Annotated in this window: 16 protein-coding genes and 1 pseudogene; 12 read left to right on the plus strand and 5 right to left on the minus strand. The window is 37.0% G+C overall.

Annotated elements, in window-relative coordinates:
• Window position 1: 1 nt before the first annotated feature.
• From G7050_RS00430 to G7050_RS00445, 4 genes are all read right to left on the minus strand, one after another.
• Window positions 2-1741 (minus strand): hypothetical protein, encoded by a 1740-nt coding sequence (locus tag G7050_RS00430; RefSeq protein ID WP_166109598.1) that lies wholly within the window; start codon window positions 1739-1741, stop codon window positions 2-4.
• A complete protein-coding gene (locus G7050_RS00435) occupies window positions 1722-2984 on the minus strand; it encodes an MFS transporter (protein WP_166109600.1) in 1263 nt (420 codons plus the stop codon). The genes G7050_RS00430 and G7050_RS00435 overlap by 20 nt, the downstream gene beginning before the upstream one ends.
• Complete coding sequence (locus G7050_RS00440; protein WP_166109602.1) at window positions 2984-4033, minus strand: glycoside hydrolase family 130 protein; 1050 nt, start codon at window positions 4031-4033, stop codon at window positions 2984-2986. The genes G7050_RS00435 and G7050_RS00440 overlap by 1 nt, the downstream gene beginning before the upstream one ends.
• Before the next feature lie 139 nt (window positions 4034-4172).
• Window positions 4173-5801: an alpha-glucosidase gene (locus G7050_RS00445; RefSeq protein ID WP_166109604.1), complete on the minus strand. Its 1629-nt coding sequence runs from the start codon at window positions 5799-5801 to the stop codon at window positions 4173-4175.
• A 155-nt stretch (window positions 5802-5956) separates the two neighbouring features.
• Here G7050_RS00445 and G7050_RS00450 point away from each other — a divergent pair, with 155 nt between their 5' ends.
• The gene (locus G7050_RS00450; RefSeq protein ID WP_166109606.1) at window positions 5957-9952 is read left to right on the plus strand and encodes a hybrid sensor histidine kinase/response regulator transcription factor; all 3996 of its coding nucleotides are present in this window, start codon (window positions 5957-5959) and stop codon (window positions 9950-9952) included.
• 286 nt (window positions 9953-10238) lie between these two features.
• On the opposite strand, the gene G7050_RS00455 is transcribed toward G7050_RS00450, so the two are convergent.
• Complete coding sequence (locus tag G7050_RS00455) at window positions 10239-11780, minus strand: alpha-N-arabinofuranosidase (protein WP_166109608.1); 1542 nt, start codon at window positions 11778-11780, stop codon at window positions 10239-10241.
• Window positions 11781-12139: 359 nt separating this feature from the next.
• Between G7050_RS00455 and G7050_RS00460 the strand changes: the two genes are divergently transcribed.
• From G7050_RS00460 to G7050_RS00510, 11 genes and pseudogenes are all read left to right on the plus strand, one after another.
• Window positions 12140-14368: a TonB-dependent receptor domain-containing protein gene (locus G7050_RS00460; protein WP_166109610.1), complete on the plus strand. Its 2229-nt coding sequence runs from the start codon at window positions 12140-12142 to the stop codon at window positions 14366-14368.
• A gap of 499 nt (window positions 14369-14867) precedes the next feature.
• A complete protein-coding gene (ureA, locus tag G7050_RS00465) occupies window positions 14868-15170 on the plus strand; it encodes an urease subunit gamma (protein ID WP_166109612.1) in 303 nt (100 codons plus the stop codon).
• Window positions 15171-15190: 20 nt separating this feature from the next.
• Window positions 15191-15490: pseudogene (ureB, locus tag G7050_RS00470) on the plus strand (urease subunit beta); the annotation flags it as partial.
• A gap of 72 nt (window positions 15491-15562) precedes the next feature.
• Window positions 15563-17284 carry an urease subunit alpha gene (gene ureC / locus G7050_RS00475; protein WP_166109614.1) on the plus strand — a complete coding sequence of 574 codons (1722 nt, stop codon included), beginning with the start codon at window positions 15563-15565 and terminating at the stop codon, window positions 17282-17284.
• A gap of 94 nt (window positions 17285-17378) precedes the next feature.
• Window positions 17379-17888 (plus strand): urease accessory protein UreE, encoded by a 510-nt coding sequence (gene ureE, locus G7050_RS00480; RefSeq protein ID WP_166109616.1) that lies wholly within the window; start codon window positions 17379-17381, stop codon window positions 17886-17888.
• A 16-nt stretch (window positions 17889-17904) separates the two neighbouring features.
• Window positions 17905-18591 carry an urease accessory protein UreF gene (locus G7050_RS00485; protein WP_166109618.1) on the plus strand — a complete coding sequence of 229 codons (687 nt, stop codon included), beginning with the start codon at window positions 17905-17907 and terminating at the stop codon, window positions 18589-18591.
• 72 nt (window positions 18592-18663) lie between these two features.
• Entirely contained in the window at window positions 18664-19305 is a 642-nt protein-coding gene (ureG, locus tag G7050_RS00490) for an urease accessory protein UreG (RefSeq protein WP_166109620.1), read from the plus strand.
• Between the two features lie 88 nt (window positions 19306-19393).
• The gene (locus G7050_RS00495) at window positions 19394-20242 is read left to right on the plus strand and encodes an urease accessory protein UreD (RefSeq protein ID WP_166109622.1); all 849 of its coding nucleotides are present in this window, start codon (window positions 19394-19396) and stop codon (window positions 20240-20242) included.
• Between the two features lie 7 nt (window positions 20243-20249).
• Window positions 20250-20951 (plus strand): hypothetical protein, encoded by a 702-nt coding sequence (locus tag G7050_RS00500; RefSeq protein ID WP_166109624.1) that lies wholly within the window; start codon window positions 20250-20252, stop codon window positions 20949-20951.
• 68 nt (window positions 20952-21019) lie between these two features.
• A complete protein-coding gene (locus tag G7050_RS00505; RefSeq protein ID WP_166109626.1) occupies window positions 21020-22204 on the plus strand; it encodes a porin in 1185 nt (394 codons plus the stop codon).
• A gap of 38 nt (window positions 22205-22242) precedes the next feature.
• Window positions 22243-23130, plus strand: a complete 888-nt coding sequence (locus tag G7050_RS00510) for an urea transporter (RefSeq protein WP_166109628.1) — start codon at window positions 22243-22245, stop codon at window positions 23128-23130.
• The last annotated feature ends 40 nt before the right edge of the window (window positions 23131-23170 follow it).

Genomic DNA, 23170 nt, shown 5'->3' on the forward strand with positions numbered 1-23170 from the left:
ATTATTGGTATGAAATTGTATATTTTCCGTCTGCTATTATTTTACCATTCTCTACTGCCAATTTTGTTCCGGCAGGAAGAACCACTAAAACACGTGCGTCATTTGCTCCAATTTTGAAATCGGATGCCGATGAGATATTTTTAGAGACATATTCTTTTGCAACAATATCAAACAGGTCAACAGGTTGCTTAGTCTCGAAACGTACCGCTTTTTCTTCGTTATGAGGATTGTAATACAAATAGGTGGGAAATTGACGTTCCGCATAAAAATCGGTTACATTACAATTCAATTGAAGAATACCTTCTACATTCGTTTCTCTCACTATTGCACCGAAAATACCCATAGGAGAAGAACTATAAACGCTGAACATACTTTCAGTAGGATTACCTTTTGCCCATTTTGGACCATCACCGATAGCTACAGGCTCTACTCCTTTAAGCTCGGGTTTACCGTAATCATCAGCCTTACGTAATCCTTCGTACGAAATATTATTATTGGTGAGATTTTTAAGTTCAGGAGCCCATTGGTGTTTATCGTCGATATCCTGAGGAAAAAACAGACGGCAAGCATTTACATTATTAAGCATCCATTTACCGATTGCTTTTGCATATTGAGGTTGGTATTTTACCATCGGAACAAAAGGCCAAGCGGGTTTAATACTGTTCATGCCGAAAGCATAGCCTCCTCCATCGGTAATACTTCCCTGAAGTCCGTTTACTTCATAATCACCCCATTTACCTACGATAATTCCCCAGCCATAGCGTCCGTCAGGATTTGTACAACCGTCAAAAGTCCAGTCAAGTAACTTTTTAACATCGTAGTTGGTTCCTTCCGTTGCATTCAGATAGGCTGCCGTATAGGCTCCAAGTGGTAATAGTATTTCGTAAAAACGGCTTTCTTTTTGTGCCAATAATGCTTCAACTGCACTTTTGGCATGTTTCAAATAACGTGGATCGCCAAATTTCTGATAAGCACAAAGCAATACATAGGCATGACCTCCCGCTGCATCTTGTTGCAATGGAATGTGGTTTACCATACCTTTCATTTGTGCATAGTCGAAGTACGAATAGTCGTAGTTTCCGTTCAAGATCGAATCGGCTTTTACAAACTGCTCGGCAACTGTACGTTGAATTTTTTCTGCACCTTCTACATTGGGGAATACATCCGAAACGGCATAGAACAATGCATTAGGAAACACGTCGTACCACCAGTCCCTGCCATATCCGCCACCCAGCATACCTACACTTGGTGTTGTGTTGTTCATCACAATATTCCATCCGTTATCGGTATTGAAATAATTCTGAATCATTTTCACATAGTTATAGCCGTCTTGATTTGTTTTGTCAATTCCGACAAGTCCTGCTCCAAGAAGTGCAGCCAAAGAGTTTAAACTCTCGTGAAATTCTCCGTTGTTGACATCTTTGCCCTGACGTACATCTTTTACGGCAGTATATAATCCGAAGGTAGTTTGATCTACATTGCGTCTGCTATCGTCTAACCAGATAAGGTTACCTACATCGCTTTTGTTATTCCAATCGAAAACAAAACTGTCGAAAGACTTCGATTTTGCTTCCCAATCAAGAATCTTGTATGGACTAGGCATATTGGGCATAGAGTCGACGCGTGCAATAGATACCTGAGCGACTTTCTCGCCAAACGATTCGTTCTTGGTACTTGAACACGATACAAACGCGGCCAAAACAAATAAACCTAATAGATACTTAGTTTTTTTCATTTTCATCAATCATATTAGTTTGCTTAATAATATTCTTCGCTAAAGGATAAGAGATAAGCTGTAATGCGGCTACTATTATAAGTGCATATTTGAGGGCAAAATCTTGCGATACGCCGTATGCGAGAAAAATAAATAATATTAAACCCGATGCTCTTCCCAAAAACAATCCGAACTCGTGGCTAAGGATATAGGCATATTTGTTTCTGCCTTCTATTTTAGATACGGTATCAATTGTTTTCATCATAATAGGGAAATACGCCAAATCGAACAACGGTTGGAAAATTACTTTGCATAGCACAAAAACAATTACACCTACAGCCGAAAACATTACTCCATTAAAGAGTGTACCGGCAAAAAATATAACCAATCCTCCTACAAAGATCTTAATTCTGTCCTCAGGCTTTGCGATACGCCCCAATATGTATACCAAAACTGCGGTTAAAGCACCACTTACCCCTTGAATAAGACCTAGCGCACCTTCATCCCCTACCAATTTCATGATTAATATTGCAGGAGCAGTAACCAAGAAACCCTGTACCATTCCTTTGAGTGATGATAATACTAACATCTTTCTCCATAGAACGGTAAAACGGAAATAAATAAAGTCTTTTTCAATAGGATTCACGAATTTACCTCTCCACAACACGATTGTTGCAAGAACAGTTAACCCAATTACAGCTATTGTTACTACCTGATACGCCAAATTAACATCAAAAGTTATGCCTAAAACACTTACCCCGTCTATCTGACTAAGGAATGCTCCGATAACAAGCGGCACTGATATAGAGGCTATTGAAAAGAAGAAAGACTCTAAGCCGAAGAAATAATTTCGGTTTTCGTCAGTCGTATTATTCAATGTCAACAAATACCTGTTTGTCCAGAAGAAACCGGCAGCCGCACCCATCGAAAAGCCTGCAACACCCAATTCCATAAATCCTAAGGACTTGATTGTCATCATTGCATACATAGATAGACCACTTACCAGTATACCTGCTGCATATAATACCTTGACATTAACAATACGTAACAAATATCCATTGAGGCAAGAGGTAAACACAATACCCACATACATAAACAATTGATAGAAAGCTACCGATATAGGATCGCTCGTATTACGCATAATATAAGCGCCTATAAATATTTCTACCACAGGCAATACGAGGGCATAGAGCATGTTTGTCATCAGCAGGGTACGCATATTGGGTTCCTGCTGCTTGAAAAACAAATATTCTGATTTTAATTTATTCATTATGCTTGTTTCAATGATTTTAATATCTCCGAGATTGAAAATTCAGCACCACATATTACCTCATCACTAGCTCCGTAATACATTTTGATTGTATCACCTTCTACTACATGACCGTTTGTGAATACTACATTGCCAAAGAATCCTGTTTGCTCGTACTCAGCAATAGGTTCCATAATGGGTTCTTTGCTACGTGCAAGTACTTTTGACGGATCGTTCAGGTCTAATAGTAATGCACCTAAGCAATAACGATGATTGTAATCGGCTCCGTGATAAATTTCCAACCAACCTTCTGAGGTTCTGATTGGGGCAGCTCCTGCTCCTACACGGGCACAATCCCACATACCTTCGCGGGTGGTTGCAATACATTTGTGACCTCCCCAATGTAAACGGTCGGGCGATGAGGATATCCAGATATAATTACCTCCTAATTCGGGGCTACTTGGACGGTGTAAAGTGTAATATTTATTGCCTATTTTTTCTTCGAACAAGGCACAGTCTTTGTTATGTGGAGGGAAAATCATTCCATGACGGGTATAGTTTTTCCAGTCTTTAGTATGGATAAGTCCTACACCTACGGCAACGGAAGATACTTCGGTGAATGTCAGGAAGAATCCATCTTCGGTAGTTGCTACACGGCAATCTTCGATTCCGAAAGCTTCAAGATCTCCCTCTCCGAAAATTGGAGGGTATTCTGCTTCTTCCTTAAAGTTAATACCGTCTTCACTTGATACTAAACGCAAATAAGACATAGTAGTCAAATAATTCTTGCCATCGTATTTAATGACACGAGGATCGGATGCATCCAATTTAGGGTCGTCTTTTCCGAATGATACAACTTCTATTTTACCTTCTTTATTATATACAGGAAAACTGATAACATCGTCTTTCTGTGTAGGACGTTCTGCTACACGAAGCAACAACCATGTTTTACCGTTAAATTTAAAAACTCCGGGATTTAGTAGACAGGTTATCTCCATTCCGTTAATCCCGGCTTTCAGGTCTGCTGGTTTTAACAATGGGTTCTGAGTAAATCTTTTTGCAATATCCATTTCTTTTATTCTTTATGTGGTTAGTTTATTTTTTTATTCTTGAAACAAAGCTATCGTGAACGCATTCTCATAAGGTGTACTATATTCTCAAAAGAGTATACACGTGCTTTACAACATGTTTTCCTGAGTTTTTTGAGTTTTAGTTCTTATAAATAATAAAGCTGTTTGATTTGAGTTCTTTACTTCCCATTAGGATAATAGCATCTGCCGGTAACTCTATTTCTTTTGGCGAACCGAAGTTGATTATTACCGTAATTTTATCACCTTCGAAAGATCTGGTAAATGAAATTTGATCTGCTTCATATTCCAGATTATCGTACGTTCCATATTGAAGTGCCCTTTCGCTGTTTCGAAGTGCTATCAACTTTTTATAAGTATTGAGAATCGAATTCTTTTGCGGAGTAAGTGCGGCAACATTGACCGTTTTATAATCCGGATTAATTTTAATCCATGCTTTTTCAGCAGAAAATCCCGCAAAAGCATCTCCACTCCATTGCATGGGGCTGCGTGATTTATCTCGATTATGCTTATTTCCGAAGATAAGTGCATCTTCGGGACTTTTACCTTCGTTCAATGCCAATTGGTATTGAGTTCTGCCTTGTATATCGACCATCTCATCTAAGCTTTGGGCTATAATATTGTGCATCCCGATTTCTTCACCATAATAAATAAAGGGTACTCCTTTAGCTGTAAGTATTAGAGCTGCCAGTGCTGTAGCACGATCCGGATTGCCATCCGCTAGCCGATCTATCATTCGGGGCATATCGTGGCTGCCGAAAAACAGAGTGGGATAATTACTCATGTTCTTTTCCATGCTTTGCAGTTCATCAAAGATTCGTTGAGCAGAAAATTCTGCGATGCTTCCAAAATTGAAATTGAAAACCACATCCAATAAATCCTGAGACTGGTATTGTTTCAAAACTTCAATTTTATCGCTTCCTATTTCACCGACTATGAATCGATCATCGTATTCGCTTACCGTAGATTTAATAATACGCATGGCATTTTTTACACCTTCCTGATTAATATCGTTTATGTGATCCTGTTCTCCGTCTTTTGTGGGATTATCGGCTGTTATGCCATCGGTATTCAGAAAATTGATTACATCTAAGCGGAATCCGTCTACTCCTGCATCGAGCCAAAAGCGAAGTATCTTCTGAACCTCAGCTACAACTTTTGGGTTTGCCCAATTGAGGTCTGCCATTCGTATATCAAACTTGTGATAATAATATTGATTGGTCAGGCTATCTTTCTGCCATGCCGTTCCTCCGAAAAATGATTCCCAATTGTTGGGTTCGTCTTTCCATATATAATAATCCCGATAGGGATTGTCTTTTGATTTTCTGGACTCTTGAAACCATTTGCAATCGGTAGAAGTATGATTGAGAACCATATCCATAATTACTTTGATACCTCTTTGATGTGCTTCTTTCAGAAAAAGATCAAAATCGGCCTTTGTACCATATGTAGGGTCTACTTCATAATAATCGGCAATATCATAGCCGTTATCTACTTTGGGCGAAGTAAGAAAAGGGGTAAGCCAGATACCTTTTACGCCTAACGATTGCAGATAATCCAACTTTTGAGTCATCCCCTTAAAATCGCCATAGCCGTCACCATTACTATCGGCATAGCTGGGCATATATATTTGATAAAAAACAGATTCTTTCCACCATTTTTCGCCAACTGTTCTTTCTTGGGCAACACCTATATTGACGTTTATTATCAATAGAAACAGGATTGTACAATTCAATAAGATCGATTTCATAAATAAAATTTGTTTTGAGCAAAACTATAGCTAACACCTGCGGGCAGAGTATACTATATTATCAAAAGAGTATACAGGTGCTATACAACATGTTTTCAGTTATTTTTAGTAGTTTTGCATAGACTACTTTTGAGCAAATTATCAGAATCGTATCTATGGAAAGTTTATCTAAAATATTTCCCTTAAAATATATCCTCGGAGTGTTACTGGTAACACTCTCACTGCATACCTATGCAGCTAATGTTGTGAAATACCTTTCGAATATCAACGGACTATCTAACAATTCGGTAAACTGTATTTTCGAAGATTCGGAACACATTGTATGGATTGGTACATGGGATGGATTGAATGCTTATAACGGACGCGATATTAAAACGTTCAGATATAATAAAAACAATAAGTACTCGATAAGTAATAATATTATCAGGCAAATTGTAGAGCAAAATACGGATCATTTATGGATATCAACCGATTACGGGGTTAACAGATGGGATAGGAAGACACAGACTTTTACCAATTACTTTTCGGGACCGGAATATAAAGTTCCGAAACAGGAAAAATCATTTATGCTAGGTTTAACTTCCTCCAAAAAGATAATCTGTTTTGTAAAGGAGCAGGGTTTATTTTATTTTGATAATGAAGCTCAGTTATTCAAGCTAATAGATATTCATGTAAATGGTGAAATAAAAGACTTTCTGATTGACAATAACGATAACGGCTACTTCCTGCTTAATAATGGTAAGATCGAACAATATAAAATAGAGCAAAAGAGTAATAATAGTATTTCGTTTACCAATCGTAAAGAGATAAAAAATGATGTGTTTGTTGACAGGATCTTTTTTTCGGAAAATAAGCTGATTTTGACCTCCTCCAATGGATTATCGATATTGGATGAATCGTTATCAACAATAAAACACCTTGATTTTAATCTCTCGAAAGCTATTTCACAAGCCATATATCATAAGAATATATTGTACATTAGTTTTTATGAAGGCGGATGTTTAAAATATGATCCGAAAGAAGACAAGCTATCCGAAGTAGAAGGGGTTTCGGATCGTGTGCCGATATTTACTATGTATTTCGGCAATCAGGATATTTTATGGATAGGCAGCGACGGGCAAGGGGTATTGCAGGTATACGAATATGCTTCTCCTTTTAAAACGATAAAAACGAATCACCCGGTGAGGAGCTTTTGCCAAAATCCGGATGGGGATATATTGATCGGAACTAAAGGGGATGGCATAAAGCTGTTGAACAGACAAACAGGTAAGATATCTGATTATAAAAATATCACCAATGGTTTAATTTCCAATTCGGTATATGCTATAAAAAGGAATAAGTCAAACGATATATTTATCGGGACAGAAGGCGAAGGTATTAACATTCTCCATACCAAAAGCAACCGTTTGCAAAAATTGAACATTCCTTCTAAATTTCCTGTTTTTAAGGCTGTTTACAGTATTTACTTTTCGAATAACGATTCACTGCTCTGGCTCGGCACTTCGGGCTATGGTTTAATCAGAATCAAACTCGACAAAGTAAATGACGAGTATATTGTGGAAGATGTAGAACAGTACATTTCTTCGGATCAACGAAAATCACTTAATAACGATGTCATTTACACTATTATTCCTTCGAGTAATAAAAATGAGTTATGGTTCGGAACAAGAGGGGCAGGTCTTAACAAGGTAAATACAAAAAGCGGCACTTTTGAGAACTTCGAAGACATAAACAGTGATATTTCACTCACCAACAATGATATATTATGTTTATTGAATAGTAGTGACAATAATTTATGGATAGGTACGAGCTACGGATTGAACAGGGTAGAAACAGAGCGTATTCCGAAAAATATATTTCAATATACCGAAAATGAAGGTTTAAACAACAATACCATTCATGGAATTTTGGAAGATAAGGCGAAAGATATATGGGTAAGTACCAATCTGGGAATTTCCAGAATATATTCTTCTTCCGGAAAAATTGATAATTATAAGCTTATTGACGGATTGCAGAATGACGAGTTTTCGGATGGGGCTTATTTTAAGGATAACGATAACAACCTTTATTTTGGGGGTGTAAGCGGTTTTAGTTATTTCAATCCCGAAAATATCCAACTTCGTAACTTCGACCCGATTCTCAGCCTTAGCAGCCTGAAAATTTATAACACCGCACAAAATATCAATGAACGAATACAGAATGGTGTTTTGCACTTATCGTATGATGAGCGTTATACCACATTTTCATTTATAGCCAGCGATTTTATAAATAACGAGAATTGCGAATATGCTTACCGTCTCTCGAATTACACCGAAGGGTGGATTAATAACGGTAACAATCCGAATATTGTATTTGCCAAACTTCCTCCCGGAAAGTATAAACTCGAGGTTAGAGCTACAAATGGTGATAAGGTATGGAGTAATAGTACGTATGAACTGGAAATTAATGTTTCTCATCCTTGGTGGTTGAGTACTCCTGCTATTTTATTTTATATTCTATTGGCGGTAGTTATTCTTTATATCGTTCAATCGGTTATTAAAAACCGTATCAGGCTCAACCGTGAATTATTCCTGAAAAAAATAGAGAAGGAACACCAACAAAAGGTGTACGAGTCGAAGTTGAATCTTTTTACAAACGTGGCTCATGAGTTTTTCACTCCGCTGACTCTTATTTATGGCCCTGCTCAACATTTATTAGAAAGTGTAAAGCTCGATAGTTATACTAAGAGATATATCCAGATTATAAAGAACAATGCTGAACGGATGCAAAAACTCATCAATGAGTTGATGGAGTTCAGAAAGACTAAAACGGGACATACTCCTTTACATCCTGAAAGTATTGATATAAAATTACTGACTGACTACGTTTCGGATAACTATATTGAAATGGCTCAGGAAAATAAAATAGATTATCTGGTGACTGTGAAGGATACTTCAACCATAAATACCGACAGGGATTCGTTAGAAAAAATATTTTTCAACCTGTTTTCCAATGCTTTCAAATATACACCTCGAAATGGTTATATCCATGTAGATGTATGGCAGGATGATGACGAACACGAAAAGGCTTTGAATATGACGATCCGCAATTCGGGAAAAGGTCTTACTGATAGTCAAATGGCTGAGATATTCAATAAGTACAAGATATTTGACGATACTCCTAAAGTCCAAAGTGCAGTAAGTACGGGTATCGGCTTGAATCTGACGAAAGGACTGACCGAATTACTTGGAGGAAAAATCTCGGTATCTAGTAAATTGGGAGAATCGGTACAGTTTACGTTGACTATTCCTCCTTTACTGAAGGAAACTCCAAACGTAGTGAACGAAGAAGCCTCTACCCCACTTCAAAGCAATTATTTGCTGAATATTCAGTCGAATAAAAAAGTGTCTATCCTAATAGTGGAAGATGAGAAAAACATTACCGAACTACTGAAAGATATTCTTACACCCTATTACACGACACAAGAGGCTGTAGACGGTGAAGATGCTTTAAACCAGATAGAACTTAACCGTCCCGATATCATAATCAGCGACATTATGATGCCCAATCTGGATGGAATTGCACTTATCGACAGATTGAAATCGAATCCTAAAACGGCACATATACCCATTATCAGTATTTCGGCAAAAAACACGATTGAAGATCATATCAATGCATACAAGCATGGAGCCGATTTATATATCAGCAAACCATTTCATCCGCGTCATGTATTGTCAACGATCGAAAACCTTGTAAATAAACAAGCTACTTTAAAAGAATATTTCAATTCAACCATATCGTCCGAAGTGGTACGGGATGGAGTAACTATGCATCAGGAAGGTGAAAAATTTCTGGAAGATATTATTTCGTTTATCGAAAACAGCATAGATGATGAGTCTCTTAATCCCAATTCAATAGCCGATTTTCTGGGTATAAGTAAAGCAACTCTATACAGAAAACTGAAAGAGCTTACGGATAAAACTCCGAGTGAATTTGTTCGGACTATACGCCTTACTCATGCTTCAAAATTACTTAAATCGACACGATTGACTGTCTCGGAGATTATGTTTAAATCGGGATTTACCAACAAATCTTACTTTTATCGCGAGTTTGCAAAGCAATACGACATGTCTCCAAAAGAATACAGGGATGCCAATAATTCACCTGCATAATAGCCGGCTTAACATCCTCATATTTTATCTATTACAAAAGAGAAGAGTCTCTTATAGAGTAAAAAACAGGTAACAATAAAAAAAAGTAGCTAACAAGTGTAACTTTTGTCACTTTTGTCACCTTTTTAGACGTTACACACTCATAAACAAACATTTAATCAGTTAACAAAAGTGACACTTTATATTTTAGTTTTGTAACCTGTTGTATATAAAGAACCTGTTTAAATTTTGAAACAAATCTTTAAACAGGCTATGTCTTTTGTTTTTTTACAACTTATTATTCAGATTACTTTATAGCAAGTACAACGATTGATTTAGCAGGTAATTTAATATTTAGTTTACCGTTGACAATCGTAGCGCCTTGGAAGGGCTGAGGTTTTACTGCATTCGGTTTTTCAAATGTATTATAGTCATTAATTGTATTTGCCGTCAGTATCTCACCACTTACGCTAGTAATATTCAGATTTGAAAAGTCAACACTTACATTTCTTTCTGCATCCAAATCGATATTAGCCAGAGTAATATGAGTTATACCGTTTTTCTGTGAAGCAGATGCATTCACCAAAGGAATATTACGGCCTCTTATTTCTTTTGTATCCGAAAGAATATCCATTGGAAGATAAGTTGCATCCTGATGTACCTTGTACATATCAAATATATAATACGTTGGAGTAAGCACCATCTTATCGCCTTTCGTAAGAATAACAGATTGAAGCACATTCACTATCTGAGCTATATTGGCCATCTGAATACGGTCCCCATACTTATTAAATACATTCAAGGATAGAGCAGCAACGAATGCGTCACGCAAGGTGTTTTGTTGGTAAAGAAATCCGGGATTAGTTCCGGGTTCAACATCCCACCAAGTTCCCCACTCGTCAACCATCAAACCGACTTTCTTTTCTTTGTCATACTTATCCATTATAGCCATATGCTTTTGGATTACCTCTTCTATTTCAAGGCATTTACCAACTGTCCAGTAATAATCGTCCGGCGAAAAATCGGTAGCTGAGCCTTTGCTCCCATTCCAGCCTTTTACAGTATAATAGTGGAGCGATAATCCATTCATTTTGGTTCCTGCTTTTTTCATAAGCACCTCTGTCCAGTTATAATCATAATCACTGGCTCCACTGGCGATTTTAAAGAGTTTGTTTCCATCATAATTACGGCAATAAACCCCATAACGCCTAAACAAGTCTGCATAATATTCGGGGAGCATATCTCCACCACATCCCCAACTTTCGTTTCCAACACCAAAGTATTTTACTTTCCAAGCTTTGTCACGACCATTCTTACGGCGTAAATTAGCCATTGGGCTATCTCCTTCTGAAGTCATATATTCTACCCATTTAGCCATTTCTTCGACAGTACCACTACCTACATTACCACTTATGTAGGGTTCACAATCGAGCAGTTCGCATAAATTGAGAAATTCATGTGTTCCAAAACTGTTATCTTCAACTGTACCTCCCCAATTGTTATTGACCATTTTAGGTCGATTCTCCTTAGGTCCGATTCCATCCATCCAATGATACTCATCGGCAAAGCAACCGCCGGGCCAACGAAGATTAGGTATCTGAAGTTTTTTCAAAGCCTCCAAAACATCGGTACGATAGCCTTTTGTATTAGGAATAGATGAATTTTCGCCCACCCATAAACCTCCATATATACATGAACCCAAATGCTCGGCAAAGTGTCCGTAGATATGCTTACTTATAGGTTGAGTACCTTGCTCGGGGTGAACACGGATTATTACATCTTTTGTTTGAGATGAAACTGACAGAAAAATAAATAAAGTTGACGCTATAAGGAAAATCGTTTTTTTCATAACATTTAAATTCAATAGATTAATGTTACTAAGATAATCATATTAGATAATACACAATACTCAATTCCAGTTCATTTTAGGGGTATAAATTGGTCATCTGCTGTATTATTGTACAAAAAGTGCTTATCGAAACAGTCACTAGACAATTATTAACTTTGCTTATCCCAATTTTAGCAAGACAGGCGTATGAAAAAAGACCAGAGGAAATTCTCTTTAAGAAGTAAAGCTATCGAAAATACAATACTCTATCCATTTCTGAATTTAACTTAAATTAAATTAAGTGGTTTTATTTTTAGCTTTAACGAACAAAAGATAACAACAAAATGTTAATTAGTAACATCCATTAATAAGCAAACATTATGAAATTTTCCATTTTTATCCTTTTGGGCTTTATAGCTACGTCCACTCTACCGATTCTGGGGCAAATTATAAAAGGTAAAATTATTAATATTAATGGAAAACCTATCGAAGGAGTTCAAATCTTCAATATCAGAACAGATCAACATACCCATACAAATGAGTTTGGTATATTTACACTCGATAAAACTCAACAAAACGACATTCTTTCAATTGGAGGATTAGGATATAAAACCAAAGAAATTAAAGCTAATTTATCAGACCCTGAACCTATCGTACTTGATGAGGATGTTCTTCGGCTCGAAGAAGTAGTTATACACCCTAAACTTGCAGGCTTAAATTTCATTACAGCTATAGACCTCAAAGTAACACCCGTAAACTCTTCTCAAGAAATATTAAGAAAAGTTCCCGGTTTATTTATAGGGCAACATGCCGGAGGGGGTAAAGCCGAGCAGTTATTTTTAAGAGGATTCGACCTCGACCATGGAACAGATATTGCTATCTCAGTTGATGGTATGCCAGTCAATATGGTTTCTCATGCTCACGGACAAGGTTACGCTGACCTTCACTTTTTAATACCCGAAACAGTAGAACAAATAGATTTCGGAAAAGGTCCTTACTATGCCGACAAAGGAGACCTTGCTACTGCCGGATATGTTGCGTTTAAAACAAAAGAAAAACTCGATAAAAGTAGTGTAGGTGTAGAACTTGGACAATTCAATACAAGACGTATCATCGGGATGTTCAATATTCTTGACCACAATAATGCCAATCAGGACGCTTATATTGCCACTGAATATCTATTAACTGATGGACCTTTTGATGCTCCTCAAAACTTTAAACGAATAAACCTTTTCGGGAAATATACCTCCAGATTCAATGATAACAGCAAATTCTCTTTAACCGTATCTCACTTCACCAGCAAATGGGATGCATCCGGACAAATTCCATTGAGGCTTGTTAATGACGGTACCATTTCTTGGTTTGGAGCAGTAGATGATACCGAAGGAGGAAACACTTCGAGAACGAATATCAATGCCGCTTATTACAAGGCTATTGATGATAATACATACTTCAAAGCAAATACATTTTACAATAAGTATAAATTTGAATTATATTCCAACTTTACCTTCTTTCTCGAAGACCCAATCAATGGAGATCAAATCAGGCAAAAAGAAAATAGAGACATATTCGGACTTAATACGGAATGGGGAAAGACGCTTTACTTAGGAGATGTCAAAACATCTATACAAGGCGGAGTAGGCTTTCGAGCCGATGCTACTAAAGGCTCCGAACTTTCGAGAACCAAAGAACGATATATTACTCTTAATCGTATAATGCTGGGGGATATAGATCAATCGAATCTGTTTGCTTATATAAATTCGCAATTTGAGGTAGGTAAACTTACTATAGCACCTGCTTTACGTATTGACCAATTTCAATTTAATTATCAGGATAAACTAGACAGTGTATATAAAAATCAAGGAGTAAAAAAGACACTGGTTTCACCTAAGTTAAATTTTATCTATTCAGAAAACGATAATCTTCAATTTTATCTAAAATCAGGTATGGGATTTCATTCGAATGATACGCGTGTAGTGGTTACCGATAAGAATAAAAAAACAGTTCCACGCGTATTTGGTTCTGATCTTGGCAGTATATGGAAACCTATTCCTCGACTCATTGTTAACAGTGCATTATGGTATTTATATTCTGAACAAGAATTCGTATATGTAGGAGACATTGGTATCATAGAACCAAGTGGCAAAAGTAGAAGAATGGGGGCAGACTTGGGAATACGTTATCAATTAAACAATTGGATATTTATAGATGCAGATGCTAATTATGCTTTTGCACGTAGTATTGACGAACCTAAAGGTGAAAATTATATACCTCTTGCTCCTGATTTTACAAGTACAGCCGGAATTGGATTAAATAACTGGAATGGTTTTTCTGGTAGTTTTAGATTTCGTTTTATGAATAATCGCCCGGCTAATGAGGACAATTCAATTATAGCAGATGGATATGCTATATTTGATCTGAACTTGAATTATCAATACAAGGGATTATTAGCAGGAATAAGTATCGAGAATTTATTTGATACTAAATGGAAAGAAACACAGTTCGCAACAGTGTCTAGATTAAATAACGAACCAACCAGTGTAGAAGAGATACATTTCACGCCGGGTACTCCTTTCTTTTTCAGAGCACGCATTGGGTATAACTTCTAAGCAAGAAAGCAACATCAATTAAAAGAACAATAAGACAACGCATACATCTATTTGTTAAAGTGTTAATTAGTATATTAATCAATATTATAATAATATAGATTAAAATCGGCATACACTCTTTACTCACCTCAAATTAGCAAATTAACAGATTCTGAAAAGTGTTACGATTTATCAAAAAGATAGCACTATTGGAAATAAAACGACATTATAAAAAATAGCCAATTCAGACACAACAAATCCTAAAACAGAAAAAAAAGGAGCAAAACATCATAAACAACTAAAAATAAACAATATAAAAAACACGCAAAAGAATAAAGCTATCCACATCCACAACTCGCTCCCACAAACAATAAACTTCAAATTAATACATTTTAGCATTAAAATAAAAAAAATACTCATAAAACATTATAACACAGCAAATGTTATAATAAACAGTAAAGAGCGAATTTGAAGTTATCAAAATTTCACTCTGATTATCCAATTAAAAAAATACCCTATTATGCATTTAACACCAAGAGAAACTGAAAAACTACTACTACACCTGGCAGGAGAAGTAGCAGCTAAGCGTAAGCAACGCGGGTTGAAATTAAACCACCCCGAATCTATCGCTTACATCTCGAGTCATTTACTCGAAGCAGCACGTGATGGAAAATCGGTTGCACAACTGATGCAATACGGAGCAACCCTGCTCACTAAGAATGATGTTATGGAAGGGGTCGCAGAAATGATACCCGACGTACAAATTGAAGCCACATTCCCTGATGGAGTAAAACTAGTTACAGTACATACTCCAATACGTTAAACAAATTAAATTCGAAAATTATGATACCTGGAGAATATTTTATCGCAAAAGGGGACATTGAATGTAATGTTGGCCGTAGAACCGCAAAAGTAAAAGTGACTAATACAGGCGATCGCCCTGTACAGATAGGCTCTCATTTCCATTTTTTTGAAGTAAACCGAGCTATGAGTTTCGATCGTGCCAAAGCTTTTGGTATGCGTCTGAATATAGCTGCAGGAACAGCCGTTCGATTTGAACCGGGAGAAGAAAAAGAAGTAGAACTGGTTGTCTATGGAGGCCTGCGCCGTGCGTTTGGCAATAACAATTTAGTGGATGGAGACACTTCACTCGAATACAACAAACAACGCGGTGTTGAATTATTAAAAAGTAAAAACTTTAAAAACAAATAAGCCATGGGTCTGAAAATAGATAAAACCAAATATGTCGGAATGTATGGTCCGACCACAGGAGACAAAGTGCGCTTGGGCGATACTGAAATAATTGTTGAAATAGAAAAAGACTACACCGTATATGGTGAGGAAAATAAATTCGGTGGTGGTAAAACTATCCGTGACGGAATGGCTCAATCAAGTGTGGCAACACGCGACCAAGGGGTTTTAGATATGGTAATAACCAATGTTATCATCATAGACCACTCAGGCATCGTGAAAGCTGACTTGGGTATCAAAGATGGTAAGATTGTAGGCATAGGTAAAGCAGGAAATCCAGACACTATGGATGGTGTTGCTCCAAATATGATTATTGGTGCTTCGACTGAAGTTCATGGAGGTCAAGGTCTAATTGCTACTGCAGGTGCTATTGATACACATATCCACTACATCTGTCCACAACAAGTAGAACATGCTTTGTATAGCGGTACAACTACAATGATAGGTGGTGGTACAGGTCCGGCTGACGGAACAAACGCAACAACTGTAACTCCGGGACCATGGCACATCGAGCGTATGCTTCAAGCATTGGAAGGTCTGCCTATGAATTTCGGTCTATTCGGAAAAGGTAATTCATCAACCGAAGCTCCACTAATAGAACAAATAGAAGCAGGAGCTTTAGGCTTGAAACTTCACGAAGACTGGGGAACATCTCCTGCAACTATCGATACAGCTTTGAAAGTAGCTGACAAATACGATGTTCAGATAGCTATCCACACAGATACTCTGAATGAAGCAGGATTTTTGGAAGATACGATGAACGCCATCAACGGTCGTGTAATACATACATTCCACACCGAAGGTGCGGGTGGAGGTCACGCTCCTGATATTATCAAGATTGCTATGTATCCTAATGTATTACCTGCATCTACTAATCCTACACGTCCTTATACAGTAAATACAATAGACGAGCATCTTGATATGTTAATGGTTTGTCACCACTTGAAACGTACTATTCCCGAAGATGTATCATTTGCCGATTCACGTATCAGACCCGAAACTATTGCTGCCGAAGATATTCTTCACGACATGGGAGTATTCAGTATCATGAGTTCCGACTCACAAGCAATGGGACGTATCAGCGAAGTAACTATACGTACTTGGCAAACAGCTGATAAGATGAAAAAACAAAGAGGCCCATTAGCTGAAGACGACGGTAAAGGAAATGATAATTTCAGAGCAAAAAGATATGTAGCAAAATACACTATCAATCCGGCTATAGCACAAGGTATTTCTCAATATGTAGGATCAATTGAACCCGGTAAATTTGCCGATATCGTATTATGGAAGCCAGCTTTCTTCGGTGCAAAACCTGAGATTATTATCAAGGGAGGTATGATGATTGCTGCACGTATGGGTGACCCTAGTGCATCTATTCCTACACCTCAACCGGTTATGTATCGTAATATGTTTGGTGCATACGGCAAAGCTCTTAATAAAACATGTATCACTTTCGTATCAAAAGTATCTTACGATAACGGAACTGTACAAGGATATGGTTTAGAAAAAACACTTCTACCTGTTTCAGGATGTAGAAATGTATCTAAGAAAGATCTTATTCATAATGACAAGACACCCGAGATTACAGTAAATCCCGAAAACTACGAAGTAAAAGTAGACGGTGTTAAAATCACTTGTGAACCTGTGGATACAGTTCCATTAGGACAACGTTACTTCCTTTTCTAAAATAAGGAAAACTCAATAAAGATAACCGGAATGAAACTTAAAACATTCCGGTTATTAAAAAACTAAGCAGACAACCTCAAAACAGAAAGATATCATGGTAATAGAACAAATCATAGGCAATCTGAAAGATATAGAAATAACAAACCGAAAAGTTGAACTAGTTCAAATTGAATGGTTTGAAGCCAATAAACGCATCCAACGCCGCAAAACAAAGGAAGGAACCGAAGTTGCCATACGATTTATAAAAGAAGGACAACGACTTCATCAGGATGATGTAATTTACATGGATGAAAACAAAATAATAGCAATTGATATATTACCATGCGATGCCATAGAGGTTACACCCCATACAATGCAAGAAATGGGTAGTGTATGCTATGAAATAGGCAATAAGCACTTACCAGTATTTATTCAAAATGACGCAGTACTTATTCCGTACGAAGAACCTATTTTTAAATGGTTAGTAGCAACAGGATACCATACACATAAAGTACACACGAAGCTGCTAAATATAGTTAATGCTAGTGTACAACCACACAGCCATGGACATTCGCATGGAGAAGGAAGTTCTATTTTTTCGAAAATAATGGGATTAGGTAAATAAATAAAGCCATACAACTATGAATGCTTATCTGGGGAAATTACTACACCTATGCGATCCGACCTTACCAATTGGAGGATATTCCCATTCGAACGGATTGGAAACATATGTACAAAACAAAATAGTAAAAGATGATGCCTCTACTGAGGTATTTGTACATAATATGATTACCAATAATATACTATATAATGATGCATCCTTTGTAAAGTTGGCGTATGAAATCGCTTTACGTAATGACATTCGAGAACTTATAGCCCTCGATCAGGAATGTGCAGCATTAAAAGCCCCCATAGAGATAAAACAGGCCAGTCGCAAATTGGGTATAAGGCTTCTGAAAATATTTGACAGGCAAACCACATCACCTATTATAGCAAAATATCAGGCAGCCATTACAACACAAGATGCCGAAGGACATTACTCAATCATGTTTGGATTATATGCCGCATTGTTTGAAATACCTATCTATGAAGCAATATATGCATTCTTATATAATGCAGCAGTAGGAATGGTAACAAATGCAGTCAAACTGGTTCCTCTAAGTCAACTTTCGGGACAAGATATTTTATATAAAATGCAAGATGTTATCCAATCAACAGTATCACAGGTACTAATCCTCGATAGGAGTCTTGTCGGACTATGTAATATTGGATTTGATATCCGCTGTATGGAACATGAGCGGTTGTATTCGAGATTATATATGTCATAGGTAAACAATAACAAGGAAAACAAATAAGTTAAGATATACCATTTATTAAAATTCAATAAAAAACAAAAGGATATGAACAAGAGAAAATATATAAAAGTAGGCGTAGCAGGTCCGGTTGGATCAGGTAAAACAGCTCTATTAGAACGCCTTTCACGTAAATTAATGCATGAATACAGTATAGGCGTTATTACAAACGATATATACACAAAAGAAGATGCAGAGTTCTTGACAAAAAACAGTCAGCTTCCACAAGACCGTATCATCGGAGTGGAGACCGGAGGATGCCCTCACACTGCCATACGAGAAGATGCCAGTATGAATCTTGAAGCTGTTGAAGAAATGGCAAACCGATTCGATGATATTCAGATCATCTTTATAGAAAGTGGAGGCGATAACCTATCGGCAACTTTTAGTCCTGATCTGGCAGATGTTACCATTTTTGTAATTGACGTAGCCGAAGGTGATAAAATACCAAGAAAAGGTGGTCCCGGAATTACCCGTTCAGACCTTCTTGTTATCAATAAAATCGACTTAGCACCCTATGTACTTGCCGATTTGGGAGTAATGGAACGCGATTCTAAAAAAATGAGAAAAGGTGCTCCTTTTGTATTTACAAATCTTATGACATTAGAAGGCTTAGATACAGTAATTGCATGGCTGAAAAAATATGCATTGCTTGAAAATATCGAAGAACCTGCAAAATTGATTCGATAAGTCCTAAATAATCAAACGGGCAATTCTTTAAATAAAATTGCCCGTTTACTCAAAAGATATACCAGAACCTCTTTACAACGTTTATACCATGATCAATAAGCTTGATTTAAAAATAGGATACAAAGAAGGGAAAACGTATCTTAAAGATACATACTTTACCCGCCCATTCAGGTTAGCAAACGTTGGAGAAAACAGACCCGATCCGGCTCTTTATCTGATGATTATGAGTTCATCACCGGGTATTCTCGATAACGACTGCTACGATATCGAAATAATTACCGAACCAGATGCCAGACTTCAGCTTCAAACACAGTCCTATCAACGACTCTTTAAGATGAAAGACGGTGCCAGTCAGAAGATGGTTATTAAATTACATGAAAACAGCGAAATAAGTTATATCCAACACCCGATAGTTCCTCACGAAGCATCGATATTTAAAGCTCATAATAGTGTGTATATGGATAAACAAAGCATATTCACTTACGGGGAGATAATTACTTGTGGACGAAAACATTCGGGAGAGGCATTCTTATTTAAGCAATTTCAAAATCTGACTGAAATATACTACAACAACAAACTGATTATAAAAGATAACATACTGATAGAGCCGGCATTGATGAATATACATTCTATGGGACAGCTCGAAGGGTATACACACCAAGCAACTTTAATGCATGTAAACACTCGCAACGAAGACATTAGCAGTCACGCCGAATATATACATGACTTGTTGTCTGAAGAAGATAACATCATTTATGGAATATCTCAACCGATTGGCAATTCTATAATAATTAGAGTTTTAGGAAATGGAGGGGAACAACTTCTTGATTTATTTAAAAAAATCGAAAAGTACTTATGGGAATTAAATACTCCAGCTTCTCACCCTATAGAAAAACCTCTGATCGTAATTGAGAAGATAGTTTCATCTCTAAATTGAAAAGTATATGAATGCCGAATTATTGACTCTCCTCTTAACAACCATTGCCATTAGTTTTGTACATACAGCATCGGGACCCGATCATTATCTGCCTTTCATTGTTTTTTCGCGTGCAAAAAAATGGTCAATCTTTACTACAGCTATGTGGACAATCGCCTGTGGAATAGGACATGTATTAAGTTCCGTACTTATCGGACTTATTGGTTTAGTACTAGGCTGGCAGTTGTCAAAATTAGATTGGTTTCAGGGTGTCAGAGGGAATATAGCAGCCTGGGGATTTTTTATTTTAGGAGCAGTATATCTTTTATGGGGACTATACAAAGCATATGCAAACAAGCCTCACAAACACTTCGATGTATATAGTGGCGAAGATATTTATGTGTATTCGCATAGACATGGCGAAACAACATATCCGCAAAACAGAGTTAAAGTTACTCCATGGATTCTGCTCGCTATTTTTGTAATGGGTCCAAGCGAACCTATTATCCCTCTTCTTTTCTACTCGGGAGTGACCCGTTCGGTTACCGAAATATTATTAATCATTGGCACTTTTACGCTTACAACTGTATTCACTATGCTAAGTATCGTTTTATTGGGATACTACGGTTATTCGATGCTAAAAACAAATGTACTCGAACGTTATTCGTATGCAATTGGAGGTGGAGTCGTTACAATTTGTGGTGCCGGAATGTTATTCTGGAACTGGTAATTTAAACTCTTAGCATTTTACAAATAATATACTTTTGGGACTGATTACAAACATTAATACAAGATTTTATGAAAAAGATTATTTTAATACTTCTCAGTGTCCTATTGTGCAACTACACATTTGCTCAGGATACAAATTCGGAGTTTGATTCCGGTGACACCCCGAATCAACCTCTTATTTCTTTGAATAAGGGAAAATACTTTAAGAATGTAAATATGATCGCAAATATGCGGTTTGCATTGAATAGTAACTTCACCAATAGTAATTTTGAAAATTCTAAATTTCAGATGAACGAGTTTCGCTTGGAGATTTCAGGAAAAGTTACAGATAAAATTGGTTTTACATTTAGAGACAGATACTCTAATAATTCCAGTGATCCAAATACAACAGACGGATTGAAACACTCTATTGATTTGGCTAATGTTAGCTATGAAGTATCTCCCAACTTCTCGCTTACTGCAGGTAAGATGCTATCGGAATGGGGTAGTTATGAGTTATTCTTGAATCCTGTCTATATGTATACTTACAATGATATGGTACAATACGGAGACTTCTTCTTATCAGGTGTGAAAGCCAGCTGGGATGTTGTTCCCGACCAGAGCCTAACCGTTCAAATTGTAAATTCCAACAGCCGCTCGTTTGAATGGCGTTATGGAGATACTCCTGGAGTTGAGGCTGCCAGAGCTCCTTTAGGAGGAACTTTTAACTGGAAAGGTAACTTTGCCGACAGCAAGTTCAGTACAATGTGGAGTTATAGTATATATAACTTAGCAAAAAATCAACATTGGAATCTACTAGCATTAGGTAACCAACTTAAGTTACCAAACTTGACGATGCAATATGATTTCAAATACAGTACCGAAGATTTAGATAATACGGGAGTTGTAAGTAATATACTAGGATATAATTTTGCCCACAGAGCGCAAGATGTAAAATATATGGAACATTGGGTGAGAGCCGAATATTTCTTCGCTCCAAGATGGAGTACTACGATTATGGGTATGACAAATTCCAATTATTGGGATGGAAACCCTGATAACAGTCCCGATAAGACCGATCGCATCAGAACTCAATGGGGTTTTACTGCAGCTCTTGAATACCACGTATATAAGCCCTATAATGTAAAACTTTTTGCAGCCTATGTAGGGCGTTATAATAATTTCACTGATTATGCTCAGAATCATCTTAACCAATCGAATTATAATACCGGACAGATACTTATCGGAATTATAAGTCCGCTTGTTTTATTCTAGTAATAAATATTCGAATCTCACCTTTAATAAAGACAACAATGAAAACTGATAAAGTATATTTCTGGGATCCCTACCTTAAAGGTATAGGACAAATTATGCTACAAAATAATGCGCTTACCGGTTTACTATTTCTTATCGGTATTCTTATAAACTCGCCTTTAATGGCGGTTGCGGCAGTAGTTGCTGTTTTAGTAGGAACATTAACTGCTAAAGTTCTAAAATTTAATGAAGATAATATCAACTCGGGGCTTTATGGCTTTAATGCTACACTTGTGGGCGTCGCACTCATTGCATTTTTTGAACCAACCATAACTATTTGGATTTCAATTATTGTATTATCTGCTGTAAGTACGCTCATCATGAACTTCTGTCTGGAGAAGAAAATTCCGGTATTTACCTTTCCTTTTATAGTTCTAACCTGGATATCATTATACGTATTCCATAGTGTAGCACCTATCCCTGATGCTGCTCCTGACTATCTAGAAGAGCTTATTCATTACCATCCATTCTCTCTTCTCGACTATGGTCTAGGGTTTGGTGAAGTTATTTTTCAAGGCAGTCTTATATCCGGAGTAATATTCTTTATTGCTGTATATATGAGTTCTCCTACTGCTGCATTATATGGATTATTTGGTGCTTTATTTGGAGTTATAGTAGCCATTTTACTAAAAGATCGTATCGAAGACGTAAAACTGGGGATGTTTAGTTTCAATGCAGTATTATGTGCAATAGTATTCTCAGGACCAAAGAAAATTAACGGACTCTATGTCGTTATTGCCGTCCTGCTATCGGGTATAACCGAAGAAATTATGCTACGTCTCGACTTGCCTGTACTTACTTTTCCATTTGTAATGGGTACTTGGCTAACTCTGGTTATTAAAGACGTATTAGTAAAAAGATTTTATCCTTCTACCAATATAGAATAAGCATCTTCTCAACATTCGGAGAAACAGACTACACCACTTC

Source organism: Dysgonomonas sp. HDW5A, from assembly GCF_011299555.1.
GTDB lineage: Bacteria > Bacteroidota > Bacteroidia > Bacteroidales > Dysgonomonadaceae > Dysgonomonas_A.